Source organism: Streptomyces sp. NBC_00597 (assembly GCF_041431095.1).
Taxonomy (GTDB): Bacteria; Actinomycetota; Actinomycetes; order Streptomycetales; family Streptomycetaceae; genus Streptomyces.
The window spans coordinates 446,104-465,684 of record NZ_CP107757.1 but is presented as its reverse complement, the minus strand read 5'-3'; the positions used below and the strand labels follow the sequence as shown (position 1 = coordinate 465,684).

General features: G+C 75.0%; 15 protein-coding genes. 12 read left to right on the top strand and 3 right to left on the bottom strand.

Annotated features, from left to right (window positions below):
- Window positions 1–21 precede the first annotated feature (21 nt).
- Window positions 22–756 (top strand): hypothetical protein, encoded by a 735-nt coding sequence (locus OG974_RS01850; RefSeq protein ID WP_328764143.1) that lies wholly within the window; start codon window positions 22–24, stop codon window positions 754–756.
- On the opposite strand, the gene OG974_RS01845 is transcribed toward OG974_RS01850, so the two are convergent.
- On the bottom strand, window positions 743–2,803 hold the full coding sequence (locus OG974_RS01845; RefSeq protein ID WP_327279214.1) for a phosphocholine-specific phospholipase C: 2,061 nt from the start codon (window positions 2,801–2,803) through the stop codon (window positions 743–745). The genes OG974_RS01850 and OG974_RS01845 overlap by 14 nt on opposite strands.
- A 186-nt stretch (window positions 2,804–2,989) precedes the next feature.
- On the opposite strand from OG974_RS01845, the gene OG974_RS01840 reads away from it, so the two are divergent.
- The 8 genes from OG974_RS01840 (at window position 2,990) to OG974_RS01805 (ending at window position 14,182) form a co-directional block, all read left to right on the top strand.
- The gene (locus tag OG974_RS01840; protein ID WP_371645170.1) at window positions 2,990–5,392 is read left to right on the top strand and encodes a hypothetical protein; all 2,403 of its coding nucleotides are present in this window, start codon (window positions 2,990–2,992) and stop codon (window positions 5,390–5,392) included.
- A gap of 1 nt (window position 5,393) precedes the next feature.
- Window positions 5,394–6,707, top strand: a complete 1,314-nt coding sequence (locus tag OG974_RS01835) for a hypothetical protein (RefSeq protein WP_371645169.1) — start codon at window positions 5,394–5,396, stop codon at window positions 6,705–6,707.
- Window positions 6,704–9,211, top strand: coding sequence for a GTPase-associated protein 1-related protein (locus OG974_RS01830; RefSeq protein WP_329314926.1), 2,508 nt, complete (start codon window positions 6,704–6,706; stop codon window positions 9,209–9,211). Before OG974_RS01835 ends, OG974_RS01830 begins: the two co-directional genes overlap by 4 nt.
- Window positions 9,208–10,893, top strand: a complete 1,686-nt coding sequence (locus OG974_RS01825; protein ID WP_371645167.1) for a hypothetical protein — start codon at window positions 9,208–9,210, stop codon at window positions 10,891–10,893. The genes OG974_RS01830 and OG974_RS01825 overlap by 4 nt, the downstream gene beginning before the upstream one ends.
- Window positions 10,894–10,947: 54 nt before the next feature.
- Window positions 10,948–11,076, top strand: coding sequence for a hypothetical protein (locus tag OG974_RS01820; RefSeq protein WP_327279209.1), 129 nt, complete (start codon window positions 10,948–10,950; stop codon window positions 11,074–11,076).
- A gap of 36 nt (window positions 11,077–11,112) precedes the next feature.
- On the top strand, window positions 11,113–11,775 hold the full coding sequence (locus OG974_RS01815) for a VWA domain-containing protein (RefSeq protein ID WP_327285831.1): 663 nt from the start codon (window positions 11,113–11,115) through the stop codon (window positions 11,773–11,775).
- Between the two features lie 77 nt (window positions 11,776–11,852).
- Entirely contained in the window at window positions 11,853–12,854 is a 1,002-nt protein-coding gene (locus tag OG974_RS01810) for a protein phosphatase 2C domain-containing protein (protein WP_371645165.1), read from the top strand.
- Entirely contained in the window at window positions 12,851–14,182 is a 1,332-nt protein-coding gene (locus OG974_RS01805) for a protein kinase (RefSeq protein ID WP_371645163.1), read from the top strand. The genes OG974_RS01810 and OG974_RS01805 overlap by 4 nt, the downstream gene beginning before the upstream one ends.
- 15 nt (window positions 14,183–14,197) lie before the next feature.
- Here the strand turns inward: OG974_RS01805 and OG974_RS01800 are convergent, their stop codons facing one another.
- Both OG974_RS01800 and OG974_RS01795 read right to left on the bottom strand, forming a co-directional pair.
- Complete coding sequence (locus tag OG974_RS01800; RefSeq protein ID WP_327279206.1) at window positions 14,198–14,524, bottom strand: hypothetical protein; 327 nt, start codon at window positions 14,522–14,524, stop codon at window positions 14,198–14,200.
- 40 nt (window positions 14,525–14,564) lie between these two features.
- Window positions 14,565–16,067, bottom strand: a complete 1,503-nt coding sequence (locus OG974_RS01795; protein WP_327279205.1) for a hypothetical protein — start codon at window positions 16,065–16,067, stop codon at window positions 14,565–14,567.
- A gap of 188 nt (window positions 16,068–16,255) precedes the next feature.
- Here OG974_RS01795 and OG974_RS01790 point away from each other — a divergent pair, with 188 nt between their 5' ends.
- Genes OG974_RS01790 through OG974_RS01780 form a run of 3 tightly spaced genes read left to right on the top strand, consistent with a single transcriptional unit; the run spans window position 16,256 to window position 19,556 of the window.
- Window positions 16,256–17,293, top strand: a complete 1,038-nt coding sequence (locus tag OG974_RS01790) for a 3-oxoacyl-[acyl-carrier-protein] synthase III C-terminal domain-containing protein (protein WP_328764137.1) — start codon at window positions 16,256–16,258, stop codon at window positions 17,291–17,293.
- The gene (locus OG974_RS01785) at window positions 17,290–18,033 is read left to right on the top strand and encodes a glycosyltransferase (protein WP_328764136.1); all 744 of its coding nucleotides are present in this window, start codon (window positions 17,290–17,292) and stop codon (window positions 18,031–18,033) included. The genes OG974_RS01790 and OG974_RS01785 overlap by 4 nt, the downstream gene beginning before the upstream one ends.
- A complete protein-coding gene (locus OG974_RS01780; protein ID WP_327279202.1) occupies window positions 18,033–19,556 on the top strand; it encodes a class I adenylate-forming enzyme family protein in 1,524 nt (507 codons plus the stop codon). The genes OG974_RS01785 and OG974_RS01780 overlap by 1 nt, the downstream gene beginning before the upstream one ends.
- Window positions 19,557–19,581: the final 25 nt, after the last annotated feature.

Sequence of the window (19,581 nt, the reverse complement as noted above, 5' to 3'; positions counted from 1 at the left end):
CATCGGATCTACGATCACACCGTGAAGCCGACATCCCGCGCGGTGCTCGCCGTCGTCAGCACCGGCCCGGCGGCCGGACCGCCGCTCCCCCACCACCCGGCGGAGTACGAGATCCGCGATCCCGGCGACATCCGGGAGCTGCTCGCCGCATGGCCGCACGACGCCGGGCCCGACGGTCACGTCGAGTGCATGTGCCAGGGCCATGACGGCCGCGTGACGCTGTACGAGGCGAGCGGGCAGTCCGTGCGGACCGTGACCCTGTCCCGCACGGAGCCCTTGGCGCACCTCCTCGCTCCCGCCGCCGCGGAGGGGATCCCCGCCCGGCACCGCGACCGTTGGGCGCAGGCGGCGCCCCCGCGGCTGCGCGGGTACGCCGGTGCCATGGCGCGGGGAGAGGAGCCGAGCCGCCCTGGGGTGCCCCCCGCCCTGGTCTTCTCCTGGCTCGGTGCGCGCAGGGCTCAGGAGGCGGACGCGGCGTCGGTCCTGGCCGTCGAAGCGCCGATGCGGCTGCTCGCCGGCGAGCCCACGGACGAGCTCGCCTGGGCGGTGCGCGAAACCGACCGCGGCGGGCTGGACGGGGCCGTGCGGTTCTTCGCGAGCGAGGCGTTCACCACCCGCCACCCCAAGCGCCGGCGCGTCCCGGACACCGCCCGCGACCTGCTGCTCCGGCACGCCCGCAGCCACCGGCCCGGGGACCTCCCGGTCCTGGAACGACGGCTGCTGCGCGCACCGGACGACCGCGTCAGACGGTCTTGATCGCCGGGTCCGAGAGGCCCGGGGCGCCCGTTTCGACGTGGCCCGCGAAGCGGCGCAGGAAGGTGGTGTCCGCGTCGGAGACGACCGTGACGTCGTACCAGCGGCCCGTGGTGCTCAGGTCCGCCGTGTACGCGGCCGTGCCGCCCGCCGCGACCCGCAGGGTCTGGGTCGCGCCGTCGTAGGAGTTGGTCACCGTGAGGTTCACCGCCGCCGAACCGGAGTTGGTCAGCGTCAGCTTCAGGTTGCCGGTGGCCGCGTCGTGGCGGGCCGTGGCCTCCGGACCGGACTTCTTCGCCGGGCCCTTCCAGGTGCGCAGGAACCCGTTCGGGCCCCAGACCGTGAGGTTGATCTGGTTGCCGGTGGAGCTGCTGGTGCTCCAGGTGTCCGAGAGGGTCTTGCCCGCCTCGACGGTGTAGGGCCAGGGGCCGTCCGTCCGGTTGCCCGAGGTGCTGTGGAAGTGCGCGCCGAGGGTGGGGCCGCAGGAGAACGTCAGGGTGAACTTGCCGGTGGAGACGGTGGCCTTGCCGTCCACGTACGGGACGTAGCCCAGCGCGCGCGTCGGCTTGGCGCCCGCCTCCTGCTTGGGCAGCGAGCCCGTCGCCGGCGGGACCGGGTGGTAGGACGGGTGCGCGTTGTGGTCCGGCGGGACGTAGCCCGCCGTGGAGGGCAGGGCCGCGGGCGACGCGTCCGCCTTGGTGAAGTCGAACGCCGAGGTCAGGTCTCCGCAGATCGCGCGGCGCCACGGCGAGATGTTGGGCTCCTGCACGCCGAACCGCTTCTCCATGAAGCGGATCACCGAGGTGTGGTCGAAGGTCTCGGAACAGACGTAGCCGCCCTTGCTCCACGGGGAGACCACGATCATCGGGACGCGCGGGCCGAGGCCGTACGGGCCGGCCGCGTAGCCGCCGCCCCCGGCGTAGAGGTCCTTCGTGACGTCGGCCGTGGACAGGCCCCACGCCGAGGAGGCCGGCGGGTACGGCGGGACGACGTGGTCGAAGAAGCCGTCGTTCTCGTCGTAGGTGATGAAGAACGCCGTCTTCGCCCACACCGCCGGGTTCGCGGTCAGCGCGTCCAGGACCTGGGAGATGTACCAGGCGCCGAAGTTGACCGGCCAGTTCGGGTGCTCGCTGAAGGCCTCGGGGGCGGCTATCCAGGAGACCTGGGGCAGCGTGCCGTTCACGACGTCGGCGCGCAGCTTGTCGAAGTAGCCCTCGCCCGCCTTGGCGTTGGTGCCCGTACGGGCCTTCTCGTACAGGGCGCTGCCCGGCTGGGCGCCCCGGTAGCTGTTGAAGTACAGCAGCGAGTTGTCGCCGTAGTTGCCGCGGAAGGAGTCGCTGATCCAGCCCCAGCCGCCGGCGGCGTTCAGGCCGTCGCCGATGTCCTGGTAGACCTTCCAGGAGACCCCGGCCGCTTCCAGGCGCTCCGGGTAGGTCTTCCAGCCGTAGCCGGCCTCCTGGTTGCCGAGGACCGGGCCGCCGCCGGTGCCGTCGTTGCCCGTGTGGCCCGTCCACAGGTAGTAGCGGTTCGGGTCGGTCGCGCCGATGAAGGAGCAGTGGTAGGCGTCGCAGACCGTGAAGGCGTCGGCGAGCGCGTAGTGGAACGGGATGTCGTTCCGCGTCATGTACGCCATGGTCGTCGCCGTCTTGGCCGGGACCCACTTGTCGTACTTGCCGTTGTTGTACGCCTGGTGGCCGCCGGCCCAGTCGTGGTTCAGGCCCTCGACGAACTGCATGCCCAGGTCGTTGACCTGCGGGTTGAAGGGGAGGATGTCCTTCGTCCCGTTGGACTGGTAGAAAACGGACTTCCCGTTGTCCTGGAGCACGGGACGCGGGTCGCCGAAGCCCCGGACACCCTTCATCGAGCCGAAGTACTGGTCGAAGGACCGGTTCTCCTGCATGAGGACCACGATGTGCTCGATGTCCTGGATGGTGCCGGTGGTGCCCTGCGCAGGAATGGCGGCTGCGCGCGCGATGCTCTCGTTCAGCATCGAGGCCGCGGCGCTCGCGCCTGCGATCTGTAGGAACCTGCGGCGATTGAGTTCAGCCATGGGGGACGACCTCTGCGGGTGAGGGGGGTGTCGAGGGGCGACCCAAGGACAGCGGTCCCGGGGTACCGGCCGGAGATCAGTTCGTGACACCACGCGGTACAGCTGGAGAACGGAAAGACCTCCCGGACGGTCCGCGCATCTGCTGAAATGACCTCCCAAACACACTGCACGGGGGGCGCAGAGCAGATGGCGGGGACGGAGTTCGGGCATGCCCTCGGGTGGTCCCGCGCGCTCTCCGGCCTGCCGGCTGCTCCGCTGGTGGCACGGTACGGGGAACTCGTCTCGGCACAACAGGCCCTGGGCTTAAGCCACTTCGGCGAGCTTCTGATTCCGGCCGGCGGGCGGCTGCGGGTGCTCGACGGGATATTCGCCGTCGAGGGACCGGGACGCCGCCGCCACGTGGGACCGCGCACGCTCCGCGCACTGCGGGCCGCCCGGGGGGATGCCGGTGCGGGCGGTGACGCCGCGGCGGCCGCTGCCGACGCGCTGCTGGACCGGCTGACCGCGATCCAGGAGCAGGACCCGACCGCACTGCGCCGGATCCTGCTGTACCAGCTGGTGCAGCTGCTCCACGACCACCCCCGGGGACAGGTTCCGGAGACGGCCACCGGGCTCGGGGTCGACCCCGACGAGGCCGCCGCCCTCGTGCACGCAGCCGCCGGGAGCCCCCGGCTGGATCGGGCCCAGCGGGCCGCCGCCGAGGGGTTGGAGGACGCGTGGCTGGCCGGGCGGGTGCGCGCCGCCGCCCGCAGCGTCGCCGCGCTGCCGCGGGCCGTGGCCGGCGGGGACCCGCTGCTGGCGGGGCGGCTGGCCGAACTGGCAGAACGGGTGGGGGCGGCCGACGCCCTGCTGGACGAGGCCCGGGAGTACGAGGACCGGGAGGATCAGGAGCGGGCCGCGGTGTCGTACGGACGGGCGGCCCGGCTGGCCTGGGACTGCCCGCGCGCGGTACGGGGCCTGGTCCGCACCCACCGGCCGGCCGAAGGACGTCCCGGGCCGCTGGAAGCGCGGCTCGTACCCGGCGGGGTCGCCCTGCGCCGGCCGCCCGGCGCCGACCCGGACGGGACCTGGCGGGTGGTCCGGCTGACCCGGCGCGAGCCGCTCACCACGCCCCTGGCGGAGGTACCGGGTCCACTCGGTCCGGGCCCGCTGACCGACCTGCAGGCACCACTCGGGCGGGAGGTCCGGTACGTGGCCCTCCCGGGCGCTGGCTCCGCCGGCTCCCCCGACACCCCCGGCGCCCCTCTGATCAGCGCGCCGCTGCTGGTGGCGCCCGAGGTGACGGAACTGCGCCTCGCCGACGGCCGGGCCCGGATCGAAGCCTCCTGGCTGCGGCCGCCCGGCGCCTCCGGAGTCCGCGTCAGCCTGACCGGGCCCGGCGGGGACACCACGGAACTCGCCGCCTCGGAAACCGCCGGGACGCGCGCGCCGGACAGCGCTGATACGCCGGGCGCGACGACCCCGCAGGGCGGCGCGGCGGGTTCGTCCGGCGTGCCCGGGGGCGGTGCGGGAACCCGGGCGGGCGCCGCAGACGGCAGGGAGGTGGTGCGGGCCGAGCGGCTGGAGCCCGGCGCGTACGTGCTGCGGGTGCGGTGCCGCTACCGGCCGGACGGGATCCGCGGCGGTGACGAGGCGCTGTCCCCCGGGGTCGAGGCGCCGGTCACCGTGCACCCCTGGCCGGATCCGGTGCTCGCACTCGCCGCGGCCGCCCGGGGCGCGGGCGGGCTGGAGTTCCGCTGGACGGGGGCCGCGGGGGCCGACGTACGGCTCGTCGAGTGGCCGGAGCCGGCCCCTGCGGAGGGCGCCGAGCTGGCGGCCTGCGCACTGCCGCCGCCGCTGCCCTGGGTGGACACGGCCGGGATCGCCGAACCCCCGCCGGGCACGCTGGCCACCGTCAGTGCCGTGGCGGTCCTCGGCGAGCGGGCGCTGGCCGGGCCGGGCGTGGCGGTCGAGGTCCCGGAGGCCGTCTCGGGGCTCACGGTCCGGCGGACCGCCGCCGGCCGGGCCAAGATCAGTTTCGACTGGCCCGACGGCGCGGGCCGTGTCACGGTCGCGCTCACCCCCGAGCCGGGCGGCGAGCGTACCGAACACCCCGTCGTACGGGCCGTGTTCCTGCGCGAGGGACTGGAGCTGCCCGTCGGCCCCGGCGCCGTCCGCGTCACCGCGTACGCCGCCCCGCGCAGCGCGCTCGCGACCGCGGCCGCCCCGCGGGAGGCCGGGCAGGCCGTCCTGGCGGCCGACGTCTCCATCGCCTACCGGGTCCTGCCCGGGCCCCGGCGGATGCTCAGGCGCGGTCCCACTGTGCTCCGGGTGACCGTGCACGCGCCCGGCGGGGAACCCGGCCCCGGGCTGCCCGACTTCGTCCTCGTCGCCGGAACGGGCGGTGGGGCCCGGCCCCACCGGGCCGCCGACGGCATCGAGTTGTGCCGGGTGACCGGCGCCGAGCTCGCGGTCTCGGGGACCGTGGAGCGCGAGCTCGTCCCCACCGCGCCCGGCGGCCCGTACGCCGTGCGCGGCTTCCTCCTCGGCGGCCGTGCCGCCTCCGTCCGGCTCGACGAGCCCTCCCTCACCTCCCTGGTGGTCCGCTGACATGACCTCCGTCGTCTGCCCCTACTGCTTCGACCGTTCGGCCGCCGCCCGGCTGCCGTTCCGGTGCCAGATGTCCGCCACCGGCGTGCGCGGCGGCAAACCCTGCACCGCGGAACTCGACGGGACATGGGCCGAATTCATGGGCCCGAGCGTGCCGCCCGCACTGAAGATGCGCGGTCCCGTCTTCACCGCCCCGCGCGGGCTCGCCGGGCGTCTCGGCGGCGGTACCCGCGCGGACTGCCCGAACTGCGGGGTGTCCACGCCGGTCCGCCTCTGCCTGCGCTGCCACAGCGACTTCCCGAGCGACTACACCGACCAGGACACCCGGATCATCGCCCTGCTGGGTCCCAAGGCGTCGGGCAAGAGCACGTACGTGTCGGTGCTGATCAACGAGCTGCGCAACCGGGTGGGGCGCGCGTACGGCGCCTCCATCACGGCGATGGGCGGCGAGACCCAGCGCCGGGACCGGGAGATGGCCGAGGACCTGTACGACCGGCTGCGGCTTCCGGAGGCGACGAGACCCGCGGCGCTGGGCTTCAACGACCCGCTGCTGTACCGGCTGAGCCTGCCGCTGCGCCGCCGGTTACGCGGGGACGGCAGCCGGCACACCGCGCTGGTGTTCTTCGACGCGGCGGGCGAGGACCTCGCCAGCGCCGAGGCCATGGACCGCTACACGCACTACCTGGCGGCCGCGGACGGGATCATCCTGCTGGTCGACCCGCTGCAGATGCGGGCCGTACGGGACCAGCTGCCGGTGGACGCCGGCCTTCCGCTGCCCACGGTGGAGACCCCGCCGCAACAGATCGCGGCGGACCTGGCCGCGCAGCTGCGGGCCCACGGCCGGGGCACCTCGCGCGGCCGGGTCACCACGCCCGTGGCGGTGGCGGTGACCAAGACGGACTCCCTGTTCTCGCTGGTGGGGGACCACTCCCCGCTGCGCCGCAATGCCGACCACGCGGGCGGCGCGGTGGACGACGAGGACCGGCTGGCGGTCCACGAGGAGATGCGGGCGCTGTTCGACGGCTGGGACTCGGGGGCGCTGTTCCGGCAACTGGACCGGGACTTCGCGCAGCTGTCGCTGTTCGGGCTTTCGGCGCTCGGCTCCCCGCCGCCCGCACACGCCCCGGCCGACGCCCCCAAGTCGGGGCCGCAGCCGCTGCGGGTCGAGGACCCGCTCCTGTGGCTGCTCGGGCTGGGCGGACTGCTGCCGCGCACCGGGACCGGCAGCGCCGGCCGGCGTACGGCGGTGGCGACGCCGACCGCGAGCACGGGTGCCGCGGCCGGCGGACCGCACGTTCCGGGAGGAGAGGCGTGAACCTCGCCCAACTGCACTACACCTCGGCCCCGCCGGGCCCCGACGGCTCCGGCTTCCGGTTCACCGCCGTCAGCCCCGGGGTGCCCGCCTCGCTGCTGCGCGAGGCCGAGCAGCTGATCGGGTACGAGCCCCCGAGGGACGCCCCGCCGCGCCCGAGCCGGGAGCAACTGGTCTCCTTCCCTCAGGCCTTGAGCCTGAACGTGCTCTCCGACGGCAGCAGGCTGCTGGCCCGCTCCGTCTACACGGGCGCCGACTACAGCGGCCGCTGGGGCAACTTCCACGCCCATGCCGTACACCTGCCGCAGCCCTCCGGCGCGGGCCGGCCCGCCGAAGGACAGCTACCGATCACCTCCTGGGGCTCCCCGCAGTGGGCGGCCGACTCCCCACCGGCCGGGGCGCCCGTACCGGAGCTGGCCTCGGTGCCCGCCCCCGGGCCGCTCGACCTCGGCGCGCTGGCGGCCTTCGTCGCCGCCCGGGGCCAGTGGCTCGCCGGGTTCTTCGCCGACGTACGGCGGCTCGTCGAGGATCCGGCCGCCCCGCAGCTCGTCCTGGTGGAGCAGGACAGCGAAGCCGTGGCCTGGTGGATCATGCTGGCGTGCAGTGTGCTGCCGCACCGGCGCGGGCAGTGGCTGACCTTCACCACGTACACCCGGCGGCCGCAGCTCGCCCGGCAGCAGATCATCGGCGTGGTGCCGGAGGACGGTCTGGGCCTCGCCGGGCAGGAGCACCGCTACCGGGTGTACGACGCCGCCCGCGCGGCCGCGCCCGCCCCGGCCCCCGACCCGTGGGCGCAGACCGCCGCGCTGATCTGGCGGGCGCAGCGGCAGGAACTGTTCGCGGACGTCCGGCGGCTGCCCGGCGAGCCGTTGGGGCCGTACGAGGCGGGCCCGCTGGCCGCGCTCGCGCTCGCCGCCGGCGTCGGCCTGGACTCGGCGGGCCGGGCCGCGGCCGCCGACTGGGCCGCCGGGCACCGCGGCGCGCTGGGAGACGTACGACTGAACGCGCTGGCCCGGGCGCTGGCCCGGCCGGCCGCGGACCGGGGGCCCGAGGAGGCCGCCGCGAGCGGGCGGCTGCTGACGGCCCTGGCCGGCTGGGCACCCCCGGCGGTGAGCGAGCCGCTGGTGGAACTGGCCCTGGCCGGGGCCGTCCGCTCGGGCGGCGCCGCTCCGCCCGCCGGGCTCCTGGGCGAGGCCGCGCGGCTGCGGCTCGCGGCCGAACTGGAACCGGAGCTGCGGGAATCGCTCACCGACCCGGCACGCGAACCGGATGACCGGATCGGGCTGTTGCGGATCGCCGCCGAACTCGGGGTGGACACCGCCGATCTCCTGCCCGATGTGGCCCGGCGGCTGGCCCGGACCCTGATCGCCGATCCGGAGCGGGCGTACGGGGCGGCGGTGGGGGCCGCACTGACGGAGCTGCCGCGGCTGCGGCAGCTCGTCCTCGACCGGCTCGACGGGCTCGCGGCGGGCGATCCGGCCGCCGGGGCCCGACTGTTCGCCCTCACCCCGCTCCGGCTCGCCGGGGACGAGGTGCTGCCGCACCTGCGGATGTGCGCGCAACGGGCACCCGCGGCGGGTGGGGACCGGGTGACGGCGCTGACCCGGCTCGTGGAGCACTCCGGCGTATCGCTGGAGGAGGATCCCTTGGTGCTGCGGACGGCGATGCGGCTGGTGTGGGACGCGGAGCCGCCGGGTGCGGACGAGGCCTGGCTGGCCCTGTCCGCGCTGGGCGACCGGGCCCACCGGGAGGCCGGCACCTGGGAGCTCCTCGCGCGGGCGGCCGTGTCCGCCCCGGCCGGCGACCGTTCCGCGGAGGAGCTGGCGCAGGAGCTGCTGCGCCGGTTCGCCGCGGAACTCCCCGCCGCACTGCGGCCTTCGCTGCTGCTGCTGGAGCTGTCCCGGAACCTGCGGGTCCGGGAGACGGGCCCGGGCTGGGTCCGTCAGGCCCTGGAGCTGGGCGCGGCCGGTCCCACACCGACGGCGCGGGAGCACGCGTACGCTGCCGTGGCCGCACGGCTGCTCGCCGAGGACCGGCCCGGGAGCGAGGTGCGGGCCCTGATCGAGAGCAATGACGCCGAGCTGCTGGCGGCGTACCGCCGGGCCGCCGGGGAACCGCGGGTCGCGGACCGGCTCCGGCTCGACCCCGGATACGCGGCGGAGTGCTTCGCCACCTGGTCCTCGCAGCCCCAGGCGGGCGCACTGTGGCAGGAGACCCGCACGGACCTGCTCGACGGGGTGCTGCGACCGGTCGTACGGGGCCTGCCGCCCGCGGAGCTGGCAGTGCTGGAGGAGGCGCTGGCCCGGCTCGGCGGCCGCTGGGCGGAGGACTTCCGCGGCTGGCAGCGGCCGGGCGCCTTCGGGCGGCTGCGCGGCCGCTTCGGCGGCTCGGGCCGCCGCGGTGCGCGGGGCGCGCTCGGGAGCCCGCCGCCACGGGGCGGCTCCGGCGGGCCGATCGCCCCCGGCGGCGGGCCGGCCGGCTCCGCCGAGGACGGACGGTGGCCGTGAGCACGGGGAAGATGCCGGACGTGGACCTCGTGTTCATCGCGCAGGTCCTCGGGTGGGCCACCGGTGTGATCGCGGTGGCCATCTGCCTCGGGTACGGGCTGTGGCGGTTCGTGGCGCTGTCCCTGGGGGCCGCCACGACCGCCTTCGCTGGGCGCACCCCCGGTTCCCCCGACCCGCGGATCACCCCGTACCCGGGCAAGGAGCCGGCGCAGCCCGCCTACTGGACGCGGCAGATGTGGATCGACGCGGCGGCCGCGGGACGGGCCGCGGCGTACGCCGTGTGGTACCTGCTGGCCCACCACTGGCTGGACGAGATCGTCCGCCATCGGCTGCTGCGCGGCCGCCACGGGACGACCGGGGACGAGGCCGACCACGTCCTCGGGCGGCTCCTGCTGCGCCTGATCGCACCGGCGACGGCACTGGCCGCACTGCTGTCGGCGCTGCTCTCCTGCGCCCTGCTCCTCGGCGTCGCGGTGGCGTTCGCCGCCCAGCTGCTGCTGGTCCGGGGCACGGCCCTGGCCGGGGTGCTGGGCGGACGGGGCGCGGAGCGGCTGTGGAAGCTGGCCCGCGGCATCCGCATGAAGTGCCCCTACCCCGGCTGCTACCGGCCGTTCCCGCTGGCCGTGCACCTGTGCCCGGACTGCGGGGCCGCCCACCGGGAACTGCGGCCCGGCCGGTACGGGGCGCTGCGGCACGTCTGCCGGTGCGGTCGGGCCCTGCCCACCACCGCCCTGGCGGGGAGGCGGGGGCTCGCGGCCCGCTGCCCGCACTGCGGCCAGGAGCTGCCACCGGCGGTGGGCACCACGCGGGTGGTGCACCTGCCGTTGATCGGGGGCACCTCCGCCGGGAAGACGATGCTGATGGCGGCGATGCTCGACGGGCTGCGGTCCTGGTCGCACGAGTCCGCGCTCACGGTGGAGTTCGCGTCCCCCGCCGACCAGCGCGAGGCCAACACCTTGGGCCGGCAGGTCGAGTCGACGGGATGGGCGCTGAAGACGCAGGGCGGGCAGCCGCGGGCCCTGATGCTGCTCGTCGGGCGCGGCGGGCCCGCACCGCTGCGCCGCCGAAGGCTGCTGTACCTGTACGACCCGATGGGCGAGTCGTTGCGCGACGCGGACACCACGCGTCGCCAGGAGTACCTCGCGCACGCCGACGGGGTCCTGCTGGTCGCGGACGTGCTGGCCGCGCCCGTCGTACGGCGCGCCCTGCGCGAGGGTGACGGGAGGCTGGCGGTCGAGGCCCGGCCCGCCGCCCTCGGCCCGGTGGAGACGTACGAGGGGTTCACCGGGGAGCTCCAGGGGCTCGGCGGCCGCCGGCGGCGCCTGGGGGTGGCCGCGGTGGTGACCAAGCGGGACGTGCTGGACCGGCTGGGCTCGCTGCCGCGACCGCAGGGTCCGGTCGATGCCTGGCTGGCCGAGATCGGGCTGGGCGAGCTGGTCCGCGCGCTGGGGCACGACTTCGCGGCGGCCCGCTACTGGGCGGTCAGCGCCCATGCGGCCACCGGGGCGGGGGCGCTGGTGTCCGAGCAGCGGCGGGCGGCGGAGCCGGTGCTGTGGCTGCTGTCCCGGACGGGCCTGCGGATCGGCGGCCCGGCGGCCTCGGCACAGGAACCACGCCTTCCGCGCCTGCCCCGGCCGCGCGGCCGGACCGGCCGACCGGCACCGGATCGATCAAGCCTGTGACGTGGGCCGGAGCGGAGGCTAGGGTCGAAGAGTCGCTGAGAGGAGCAACATCCCATGGTGACACCGCAGATCGCACGGGGGCGGCTGCTGATGCTGGTCCTGTTCGTGGCGGCGGTCGTGATGACGGCGGCCGCCGGGGTGGCGGCGTTGGTGAGGTACGTACCGCAATGGCTCGGGAGTTGAAGGAGATCAGCAGTGAGTGACATCCCCGGCGGGCCGATGGCGAACCGGCCCGTCCACTTCATCTGGCTGCTCGACTGCTCGTATTCGATGCAGGGCGAGAAGATCGGCCAGCTCAACTACGCGATCAGAGAAGCCGTTCCGGAGATGCGTTCGGTGGCGCAGGACAATCCGGCGGCCCAGCTGCTGCTGCGCACGATGACGTTCTCCACCACGGCCCGCTGGCACCACCAGGACCCGGTGCCGGTGGAGAACTTCACCTGGCAGGACGTCCAGGTGGACGGGATGACCAATCTGGGTGAGGCCCTCCAGATGGTGGCCCGGGAGCTGGACACCCCGCCGATGCCGCAGCGGGCGCTGAAGCCGGTGCTGGCGTTGGTCTCCGACGGCGTGCCGACGGACGACTGGAAGGCGGGGCTGCGGGCCGTCGACGCGACGCCGTGGGGACGCAAGGCCGTACGGGTGGCCATCGCGATCGGGGCGGACGCCGACCGCACCGTGCTCCAGGAGTTCCTGGGCAATCCGGAGCTCCAGCCCCTGGACGCGAACAGCCCCAAGCAGCTGGCGGCGGCCATCCGCTGGGCCTCGACGGCCGCGGTCAAGGCGGCTTCGCAGCCGGTGGCCGGGTCCTCGGACCCGATGGCCAAGCAGCCGCCGTACGCACCGCCGGTACTCGACGACGACGATGACGACGTGTGGTGAGCGGGCCCGTGTCACCGGAACCACCGCCGGTACCCCCGTCCGTACCCCCGCCCGCACCGGTGTCCGGACCGCAGCCCGTGGCACCGACCGGGCCGCCGACCGGGCTCCCGACCGGGCAGCTGTGGGACACGCTCCGGGAGAGCGTCCAGGGCGTGAACAAGACCCGCAACCAGGACTACTGCGAGGTCGCTGGCCTCGGCACGGCCGAAGAGCCGCTGATCATGGCGGTGGCCGACGGTCACGGCTCCGCGGTGCACGCCCGCAGCCACCTGGGCTCACGCTTCGCCGTGGACCTCTTCATCGAGGAGGCCCGGCGGTTCGGGGCGCTCGCCCAGCCGCGCGGTGAAGAACGGCCGCCGAGCCTGGCCTGGCTGATGCACTACGCCGAGCACGCCTTCCCCCGCCAACTGGTCAGCGCATGGCGGGAGAAGGTGCTCGGCAACTGGGATCGGACCAGCTCGCACCACGAGCCGGGGCTGTCCGAGGAGCGCAAGGTGCTGCTGTACGGGAGCACGCTCGTCGGCGCGGTGCTCACGCCACGGGTGTTCGCGGCCTGGCAGCTCGGCGACGGCGAATTGACCGTGGTGGACGACACCGGGCGGGTGACCGTACCGCTGGCTCCGGCCGAGGCGGACCTGGGGGACGAGACCGAGTCGCTGTGCACCCCGGAGGCGTGGCTGCGCGTACGGACGCACTGGGCCCCGGTGACGGCGCCCTGGCGGGCGCCCCGCCTCGTCGCGCTCTCCACCGACGGGCTGTCCAAGAGCTTCGCCTCGGACCGGGGGTTCCTCCAGTTCATGGCCGGGCTGGACGACCGGCTGTCGGCGGACGGCGCGGACACCGTCCGCGCCGTCATCCCGGGGTGGCTGGCCAAGGCCTCGCAACACTCGGGGGACGACACCACCCTCGTGGCCGCCTGGCACCCGGGCGCCCGGCCGACCACGGCCCCGGCTCCGGCTCCGGCTCCGGCCGAGGAGTCCGCCGACGGGCCGGCGCCCCCGGCCGGGACGACGTGGACCGCCGGGGCGGCGGCCACCGACCCGGCACCACCGACCGACCCGTACGGGAGAGACGAATGAGCGGCATGCTCGACAGCGGGACCCTGCTGACGACCGACAACGGGACGGGCGTGGAGGTCTTCGACCTGCTCGGGGCCGGCGGACAGGGGGAGGTCTACCGGGTGCGGACGCCCGCCGGGTACCAGGCGCTCAAGTGGTACTACCCGGCCTGCGCGACCCCCGCCCAGGAGGGCATCGTCCGCCAGCTGGTGGGCCGCGGCTTCCAGGACGACCGCTTCCTGTGGCCGCTGGACTTCGTGGCCGACGGGCGCGGCGGGTTCGGGTACCTGATGGACATCCGCCCGGACCGGTTCAAGGGCCTGCCCCTGCTGTTCCGGCGGCAGCTGCGCACCACGCCCCGCGCCCTGCTGACGGCCTGCCTCTACACGGTCGAGGCGTACCAGGCCCTGCACTCGCGCGGGATCGCGTACCGCGACATCTCCTGGGGCAACATCTTCTTCGACCCGGCCACCGGCGACGTGCTCGTCTGTGACAACGACAACGCCGTGGTGGAGGGCGACAGCACCGGCATCTCGGGGACCATGGAGTTCATGGCGCCCGAGCTGGTGCGCGGCGACCCGGGGGTCTCCCCCGGCACCCAGAGCGATCTGCACTCGCTGTCGGTGCTGCTGTTCATGCTGCTGATGAACCACCATCCGCTCAAGGGACGGCGCGAGCTGGAGATCCACTGCCTCGACGAGGCGGCGGAGCGCAAGCTGTACGGGAAGCAGCCGCTGTTCGTCTTCGACCCGCAGGACCGGTCCAACGCACCGGACCCCGTCGAGCAGTCGACCGTACTGGCCACCTGGGCGGCGGCGCCGATCTCCCTGCGGGACCTGTTCACGAAGAACTTCACGGCGGGACTGCACGACCCCACGACACGGGTCCGCGAATCGCAGTGGCGGGACGCCCTGCGGGCCGTGCTCGACGCGGTCGTGGAGTGCGCGCAGTGCGGGCGGCAGAACATGACCGAGCCGCGGTCCGCCGATCCGGGCACCTGCTGGGGCTGCGGGAGCACGCTGGTGCTGCCGCCGCGGCTGGTGCTGACCACGCCACCGCCGCGCACCGAGCACCACATCCTGCTGCACCGGTCCTCGCGGGTGCAGGCGCACCACCTGGCCCCGGAGCCCGCCCGGCACGACTACGGCGACGGGACCCTGGTGGCGCAGCTGACCGAACACCCGCAGAAGCCGGGCCGGTTCGGGCTGGCGAACCGGTCGGGATCGGCGTGGACGGGCACCCGGGCGGACGGCTCCACCCAGCGGATCGACCCGGGGCAGACCGTGCCTCTGCGCTCGGGCCTGGAGCTGGACTTCGGTGGGGCGCGGGCCGTCGTACGGGCGAAGTAGGCGCAGTGGCGGGGGTCAGTTCGTCAGGAGGCGGCTGATCTCCTGGGCGAGGGCGAGTCCGCTGCTCCCGGCTCCGAGGCCGACGGTGATGGTCTCCAGGGAGCGGCGGATCAGCCCCGGCTCGGCGGCGCGGCCCTGCTGCGCGGCCCGGTCCAGTTCGCCGTGCAGATCGTCGGCCGCCCGGATGCGGCCCGGGTCCGCGTCCTGCGCGCGGAGCCACTGGGCGAGTTCGGCGGCCAGCCGAAGGGACTGTGCGCCGCCGTCCTGCTGCCCGACGTTGATCGTGCCGTTGTCGCCGATGATGCCGGCGGTGACCTTCTCGTTGAAATTGAAGGTGCCCATCTCGGTCTCCTGTCTGCGCTTGCGCTGGTCGGGGGCGGGGTCAGGGCGTGCCGCGACCCTGGCCCGCGGGCCCTCCCTGCGCGCCCGGCGCGTTGTTGTGGTGGTTGACGGTGCCGTTGTCTCCGATGACACCGGCCTGCACACTGCCCTGGAAGGTGTAGGTGTGGGTGTTGATGACCTGCTGCGCCTGGTCGTAGGAGCTGGTGTCGACGTTGTGGTCCTTGAGGAACCGTTCGGTCGCTATCAGCACGCCCTGCTGGAGGCGCTGTAGGAAGTCCTGGGAGTCGGTGCGCTCGGTATAGCCCAACTGGTCCCAGTCCGCGACCCGTTCGCGGATGCTGTCCACGGCGCCGTAGTCGTACAGCACGTGCCGCTTGTCGATCTCGCGGCGCGTCTTCTCCAGGGCGCGGGCGCGCCGGCGCCGGTCCGAGGAGCGGCGGGAGAGCCGTGAGGCGGCGCCGATCAGGGCGGGCCCGGTGGCTCCGGTGGCGTGGCGGACCAGGCTCCACCAGCGCTCGAAGCCGTCCACCGGAAGCCGGTTCACCCGGTCGAAGCGTGCTTGGAGCGGGGGGATGCCGTACGCCGAGACCTCCCAGGTAAGGCTGGGGTGGTGGAGGCGGGCCCGCAGGTGCATGGAGACGATGGCCCGACCGCCCTCGCCGGCCCGTACCAGGCTGAGGTAGGTCCGCATGCCCGCGCCGGACTGCATCAGGCCCGCCTGGACCAGCTGCTTGGGGATCTGGGCGCGCGGCCTCTCCAGCCGGTCCGGCAGCAACTCCGCGCCCACGTACGGGACGTGGTTGCCGATCACGTAGAGCCGGTTGCGGACCTGGAGGCCCTTGAGTCCGGCGATGTTCTCCATCTCGCGGGCCACGTAGGTGTGCAGGTCGACCGCGTCGAAGGGTTTGACGGCCAGTTTGCCGCCGCCCGCCGGGTCCTCGGCGGGCCGGCTGACGTCGATGGGCTGCCAGACCGTCTCCTTGAGTTTGGAGCCGCTGCCGACGAAGGGGTTGGTGCGCTCTGCGCTCGCCGTGTACGGGACCACGTTGGCGCGCTTTTGTTCCAGCAGTCGCCGTTCCACGTCGGGTTCGACGGCCGGGGCCAGGTCCGCGGGCCGTTGCGCGCCGTGCTCCACGGTGAGCGCCGCCGTGCGCGCCCGGCTCTCGGCCTGGTGCACCAGCCACCAGGCGCTCGCGTAGGCGAGGACGACGAGTGCGGCTGCCGTGTACGCGAGGTCCCATCGGGCGGTGGCCACCGCGTACAGCAGGACCGGTACCGCCGCCCACACGCCGACGGCGCAGATCACGGCGAGGCGCCGGTCCCGTGCGTCGATCCGCCGGACGGCGGCGCGCGCGTGGCGGGCCAGCGCCCGCAGGTCGATGCCGAGGGAGAGGCCGGTGGCGCGCAGCCGGTCCTCGGTGAGCTCCGTGTCGACGTCGCGGGCGAAGTCCTCGTCGAGGTGTGCGCCCGCGCACAGATGGCGCGTCACCGCGTCGGTGCGGTACTGCGCCAGCTCCGGTAACCGGCGTCCCGGTGCCGTCATGTGTCCCTCCCCCGTGGTCTTCGGCTCACCCTACGGAAACGGGTCCTGCCTGTCCCGCCGTTGGGCGTGATCAGCCCGGTCGTCGGCGGCGGGGCCCCTCGTACTCAGGCACTACCGTGCGGCGCGCGGGGCGGATCTGAGCATCCGTACTCAGGCCGGGGCGGGCGCGGGCGCCGCATCGTGGGGGCATGTTCCTTCAGTCGTATGACCCGGCGCGGTGTGACGCGCCGCTGCGCGCCGGGATAACCGCCGTCGGCAGCCTGTTGCCCGAGGAGGTCCGCTCCTCGGACGACGTCCAGCGGGAGGTGGTCCGCCGCAGCGGCCTCACCCTGCCGCCGAGGCTGCTGACGCAGGCCACCGGGATCGTCTCCCGCCGGGTCGCGGGCGAGGGTGTGTACGCCTCCACGCTCGCCGCGGGCGCGGCGCGCCGGGCGCTGGCCGCGGCCGGACTCACCCCGATGGACGTCGACCTGTTGTTGTTCGCCTCGGCGTCCCGGGACGTGGTCGAACCCGCCACCGCGCACATCGTGCAGGCGGAACTCGGCTCCCGCGCCCACGCCCTGGACGTCACCAACGCCTGCAACAGCTTCGTGAACGGCATCGACCTGGCCCGGTCCGTGATCCTGGCCGGGCGGGCCCGGCGGGCGCTGGTGGTGACCGGGGAGACCCCCAGCCGGGCGGTGCAGTACGCGCCGGCCGACCTCGCGGAGCTCCGCGAGGGCTTCGCGGGGTACACGTTCGGTGACGCGGGGGCGGCCGTCGTCGTGGAGGCGGTGGAGCGCGGCGGGATCCTCGACGTGGACACCGAGACGCATTCGGAGCACTGGGAGGTGGGGGGCATCCCGGGCGGCGGTTCGCGGCACCCGCGCGGGGACGAGTACACCTACTTCCGCGGCGACGGGCACGAACTGCGGGGCGTCTTCGAGAAGGTGGGCACCGCGGTCATCGACCGGACGCTGCACCGTACGCGGATGGGCTGGGACGACTTCTCCAGGGTGCTGGTGCACCAGGTGACGGTGCCGTACCTGGAGCGGTTCGCCGAGCTGACCGGGGTGCCGGCCGGGAAGCTGGTGGTGACCGTGCCGGAGCTCGGGAACGTCGCGAGCGCGAGCATCGGCGTGCAGCTGGACCGGGTGTTCGGGGAACTGGAGCCGGGCGAGAGGGTGTTGTGCGTGGGTCTGGGCGGCGGGATCAGCATCATGACGATGGTCTGGGAGAAGTCGTGACCGGGCCGCTGTGGGTGGTCGTCCCCGCCCATCAGGAGGAGGCCCGGCTGGGCGACACCCTGCGGGCGCTGGCCGCCCAGCGCGACCGGGATTTCACGCTGCTGGTCGTCGACAACGCCTCCGCGGACGGCACGGCGGACATCGCCCGGGAGTTCGCCGCCCGCGCGCCGTTCCCGGTCGAGGTGATCGAGGAATCGGAGAAGGGCGTCGGCTCCGCCGTCGACACCGGGTTCCGGTACGCGATCGGCCGGGGCGCGGGCCTGCTCGCCCGCACCGACGCCGACTGCCTGCCGCGGCCCGGTTGGACGGGCGCGGCGCGCGCCGCGCTCACGGCCCGCCCGGGTCTGGTGTGCGGGCGCGTCACCGCCCGGCGCGACGAACACGGGCCGCTCGGCCGGGCCGGTTTCGCGGGGCTGGTGCGGCTCGCCGCACTGTTCGGGCGGCTGCGGCCGGAGCACGCGCGGCGCAACGGGTTCCGCGCCCCGTACCGGATGCACGCGGGCAACAACATGGCCATCACCGCCGAGCTGTACCTCGCCGTCGGCGGGATGCCGCGGCGGCCCTCGCCCACCGACCGGCTCTTCCTCAACGCCGTGCGCCGGCACACCGACCGGATCTCGCACTGCCGGCGGATGGTCGTGGAGAACTCCACCCGCCGGCTGAAGGCGTACGGGCTCGCCGGCACGGCCCGCTGGTACCTCGACCAGGGCAGCGGCACCCACGGAACGGACCCCCGCTGATGCTCGACCGACTCGACCACGCGCTGCGCACCCGCCCCGAGCGGGCCGCCGTGCTCACCGCCACCCGCACCGGGGCCACCCGGGTCCGTGCCACCCGCGGCGAACTCGTCGAACTGGCCGACGCGTTCGCCGCCGCACTGCACGCGCGCGGACTGCGCGCAGGGGACACCGTCGGCGTCGCCGTCCGGCCCGGCCCCCGGGCGCTGGCCGTACTGCTCGCGCTGTGGCGGCTCGGGCTGCGCGGGGCCGTGCTCGACCCGGGCGCGGGACCCGATGTGCTGCGCGCCCGGCTGGCGCTGGCCGCGCCCTCGCTGGTCCTCGCCGACGCGGCCGCCCAGGCCGTCGCGGGCTGGGCGCGCCCGCTGGCCCGGCGGGCCCGGCTGGCCCTACCGGACCTGACCTCGCTGGGTGCGCCCGTGGCCACCGTCGGGCGGCGGCTGCCCGGCTGCGCGCCCGCGCTGGACCTGGGCGCCGCGCGCTCCGGGGTTCCCGGGCAGGGGCGTCCGGCGCACGGGGACCCCGACGCCGATGCGGTGATCGTCTTCACCTCCGGTACCACCTCGCGGCCCCGGGCCGTGGTGCACACCCGGGCGAGCCTGGCCGCCGGGATGGAGTGCGTCTGCGCGCTGTTCGGCGCCGACCCGGCCCGGGCGGGCGATCCGGTGCTCGGCGGCACCTTCTTCGTCCTCGTCCCCTCCCTCACGCACGGCGCCCCGGTCGCCCTGCCTGCCCGGTCCCCCGCAGTCCTCGCCCGGCAGCTGCACCGGCTGCGGCCGCGGGACACCTACCTGACCCCGCCGCAACTGCGGGACGCCCTGGCCTCCGGGGCCCGCTTCAGGGGACGGGTGTGGACGGGCTCGGCACCGGCGAGCGCCGAACTGCTGTCCCGGGTGCGGGGCGCCGGCGCCGAGGAGGCGTGGGGGGTGTACGCGCTCACCGAGCTGTTCCCGGCCGCCGCGGTCGAGGCCCGGGAGAAGGCGGCGTACGAGGGTCCCGGCGACCTGGTCGGAGCCCCACTGCCCGGTGTGGCGGCCAAGCCGGACGACGACGGCCAGCTGCTGCTGGCGGGGGCCGCGGCCCGGCACCGCTACCTGGGCGAGGAGCCCGAGCCGTGGGTGCGTACGGGAGACCGGGGGCGGCTGGACGGCGCGGGCCGCATCGTCCTCGAAGGCAGGAGCAAGGACATGGTGCTGCGCAGGGCCGAGAACATCTACCCGGGTCTGTACGAGCCCGCGCTGCACGTGCCGGGGGTGGAACTGGCCGTGCTGGTCGGCATCCCGGCGGGCCGCGGTGCCGAGTCGGTGGGCGACGAGCGGCTGGTGGCCCTCGTACAGCCGCAGCCCGGGGCGTCCGAGCCGGGGCTGCGCGCCGCCCTGGCGGGGCCGCTGGAGCGGATGGGCTCCGCCCGACCCGACGCCGTGCTGTTCGCGCGGATCCCGCTCGCCGGGCGCTCCCGCAAACCCGACCGGGCGGCGGCCGCATCGCTCGCGGCGGCCCGGATGGCGCCGAGGGGGACCCGGTGACGGCTTCGCAGACGAGGGCGCGGCG

Excerpts from the sequence above, each read along its gene's own strand:
- OG974_RS01845 (WP_327279214.1), bottom strand. The coding sequence starts at position 2,803 with ATGGCTGAACTCAATCGCCGCAGGTTCCTACAGATCGCAGGCGCGAGC.
- OG974_RS01840 (WP_371645170.1), top strand. The coding sequence starts at position 2,990 with ATGGCGGGGACGGAGTTCGGGCATGCCCTCGGGTGGTCCCGCGCGCTC.
- OG974_RS01835 (WP_371645169.1), top strand. The coding sequence starts at position 5,394 with ATGACCTCCGTCGTCTGCCCCTACTGCTTCGACCGTTCGGCCGCCGCC.
- OG974_RS01820 (WP_327279209.1), top strand. The coding sequence starts at position 10,948 with ATGGTGACACCGCAGATCGCACGGGGGCGGCTGCTGATGCTGGTCCTG.
- OG974_RS01815 (WP_327285831.1), top strand. The coding sequence starts at position 11,113 with ATGGCGAACCGGCCCGTCCACTTCATCTGGCTGCTCGACTGCTCGTAT.
- OG974_RS01805 (WP_371645163.1), top strand. The coding sequence starts at position 12,851 with ATGAGCGGCATGCTCGACAGCGGGACCCTGCTGACGACCGACAACGGG.
- OG974_RS01800 (WP_327279206.1), bottom strand. The coding sequence starts at position 14,524 with ATGGGCACCTTCAATTTCAACGAGAAGGTCACCGCCGGCATCATCGGC.
- OG974_RS01795 (WP_327279205.1), bottom strand. The coding sequence starts at position 16,067 with ATGACGGCACCGGGACGCCGGTTACCGGAGCTGGCGCAGTACCGCACC.
- OG974_RS01790 (WP_328764137.1), top strand. The coding sequence starts at position 16,256 with ATGTTCCTTCAGTCGTATGACCCGGCGCGGTGTGACGCGCCGCTGCGC.
- OG974_RS01780 (WP_327279202.1), top strand. The coding sequence starts at position 18,033 with ATGCTCGACCGACTCGACCACGCGCTGCGCACCCGCCCCGAGCGGGCC.